Annotated in this window: 2 protein-coding genes and 1 pseudogene; all 3 read left to right on the top strand. The window is 38.6% G+C overall.

The genetic code is table 11. The annotated features are described in order from the left end of the window. Nucleotides 1–152 precede the first annotated feature (152 nt). The 3 genes and pseudogenes from ICJ84_RS17040 (at nucleotide 153) to istB (ending at nucleotide 2,439) form a co-directional block, all read left to right on the top strand. Nucleotides 153–695: a helix-turn-helix domain-containing protein gene (locus ICJ84_RS17040; RefSeq protein ID WP_241748783.1), complete on the top strand. Its 543-nt coding sequence runs from the start codon at nucleotides 153–155 to the stop codon at nucleotides 693–695. Nucleotides 696–727: 32 nt separating this feature from the next. Beyond that, nucleotides 728–1,699, top strand: a complete 972-nt coding sequence (locus tag ICJ84_RS17035) for a Mu transposase domain-containing protein (RefSeq protein ID WP_241748782.1) — start codon at nucleotides 728–730, stop codon at nucleotides 1,697–1,699. Between the two features lie 8 nt (nucleotides 1,700–1,707). Beyond that, nucleotides 1,708–2,439: pseudogene (gene istB, locus ICJ84_RS16530) on the top strand (IS21-like element helper ATPase IstB). Nucleotides 2,440–2,510 lie beyond the last annotated feature (71 nt).

Genomic DNA, 2,510 nt, shown 5'->3' with positions numbered 1-2,510 from the left:
TGTGCAAAAACCGGCTATATTGAGCCACCCACAGCGGATTAAAGTGAGCATAGCGCGGCTGATGAAACTGAGCCACCTGCAGCGAACGAAAGTGAGCCACTAAAAATCGATTCTATTTGTACGGCATTACCGATCTTATAATCAAAAAGATCATGGCCAATAAACAAATAGATATGCGAAAAGTAAAACAGATATTTAAGCTTTATTCAGAAGGTGTTAGCAAACGAAAAATAAGCCTTCAGTTAGGTATCTCACGCAATACCATTGTTAAGTACATCGATTTCTTCAAGTGTTATCAGCTTACAGGTTATGAAATCTCAGCTATGACCTTAGAAGAGTTGGACAGGCTTTTTAAATCCGACCAAAAACCCAAACCAGAACAGCTTGTTATATTAGAAAAATACTTTCCTTATTTTGATAAGGAACTTCGTAAAACCGGTGTCACTAAAGAACTTTTATGGCAGGAATACTACACAAAGCACCCTGATGGATATAAGTTATCCCAGTTTAGATACTGGTATCGCGAGTGGACCAAGGAAGTGTCTCCAGTGATGCATTTTACCCATAAAGCCGGTGATAAATTATTCATAGATTTTACAGGAAAGAAACTTTCCATAGTAGACAAACATACAGGCGAGATCCAGGATTTGGAAGTCTTTGTCTGTGTTTTGGGCAGTAGCAGTATACTTACGTAGAAGCCTGTGAGAGCCAAAAGAAAGAGGACTTTATGGCTTGTGTAGAAAATGCTCTTTGGTTCTATGGAGGGGTGCCCCAGGCCTTGATTCCCGACAATCTTCGGGCAGCCGCTAGTAAAAGTAGTCGCTACGAGCCCAGAGTTAATGCCGATTTTGCTGATTTTGCAGAGTATTATGAAACCGCAGTACTCCCCACAAGAGCATACAGACCTCGTGATAAGGCCATTGTAGAAAATGCGGTTCGTATCATATACACACGTGTATTTGCTCCACTTCGCAATCAAACCTTCCACAGTATAGCAGAACTTAATAATGCTATATTAGAACAGCTTAAAAAGCATAATGCCATGTCTTTTAGGGGGCGCGAGTACTCCAGATATTCTCTATTCGAAGAAATAGAGAAACAAGCCTTGAAACCATTGCCTGAAAAGCGTTATGAAATTAAGAAGCAGTCCAGAGCTACCGTTCATAAAAACAGTCATATATACTTCAGTAAAGACAAGCATTATTATAGCGTGCCCTATGAACATATAGGCAAGCGTGTTAAGGTTATATACTCGGAAAGTGTTATAGAGATTTATCACAAGAATGAACTCTTAACCTTCCATGCCAGAGAGCGCCAGAAATATGGCTATACCACCACAAAGGAGCACATGCCTTCACATCATAGGTTTGTCAGTGAGTGGATCAGTGAAAAGTTTATCGACTGGGCCAGTCAAATAGGTGTGCATTGCCACACCATGATTGTTGAAATTTTAGATAAAAAACAACATCCAGAGCAATCTTACAAATCCTGTTTAGGTATCCTTCATCTGGCTAAAAAAGTAGGAAAACAACGGTTGGACAATGCCTGTAAACGGGCGTTAGACTATAACTCATACAATTATAATATGATAGATAGAATCCTGAAAAGCGGGTGGGATGAACTCGATGAAGAAGATACAGAAGCGTCTATAGATATCCCTAATCATAAGAACATCAGAGGCAGTCATTATTACAAATAAATTAGATTATGAATACAAAAACAAAAACATTAGAACAAATGAAGCAACTAAGGCTCTTTGGTATGCACAGAGCTTTTGAAAGTAGTTTAGCTCCTGAGAGCATCAATTACACTAGTGATGAACTCATAGCATATCTTACCCAATCCGAATGGGATGATCGTCAAAATCGTAAAATAGACCGCTTGACAAAGTCAGCACATTTTAGGTATAATGCGGTTATAGAAGCAATAGATTACGATCCTTTAAGAGCACTTTATAAGAACCAGATCCAGCGTTTTACGAGCTGCGATTTTATTAAGAATAACTAAAATATCCTCATAACAGGCAGTACTGGTGCAGGAAAAAGCTATATAGCTTCTGCCATAGGCCATCAAGCTTGTGCTCTTGGACACAAGGTGGTTTACTACAATGCTAATAAGCTTTTTACCTTATTAAAAACAGCTAAAGCTGATGGCTCTTATTTAAAGATGATTGGTAAACTGGAAAAACAAGAGTTATTAATCTTGGATGACTTTGGACTTAAAGCTCTGGACAATATTAATCGACATGCTTTAATGGAAATTATTGAAGATCGTCATGGTAAACGCAGTACTATTATTGCTTCGCAATTACCTGTGGAAGCCTGGCATAAAATGATAGGAGAACAAACTATTGCTGACGCTATTTTGGATCGGCTTGTTCACACAGCTCACCGTATCGATATTAAGGGAGAGTCGATGCGTAAAAAAATAAAAAAATAACACTAAATTTAACCACAAATGAATAGATTTTGAGCACTTAGTTTACTATGCTCACTTTGACCCGCCGCGGG

The sequence above is a fragment of the Aestuariibaculum suncheonense genome (genome assembly GCF_014596935.1).
GTDB classification, from domain to species: Bacteria; Bacteroidota; Bacteroidia; order Flavobacteriales; family Flavobacteriaceae; genus Aestuariibaculum; species Aestuariibaculum suncheonense.
This window is presented reverse-complemented; position numbering and strand designations above follow the sequence as displayed.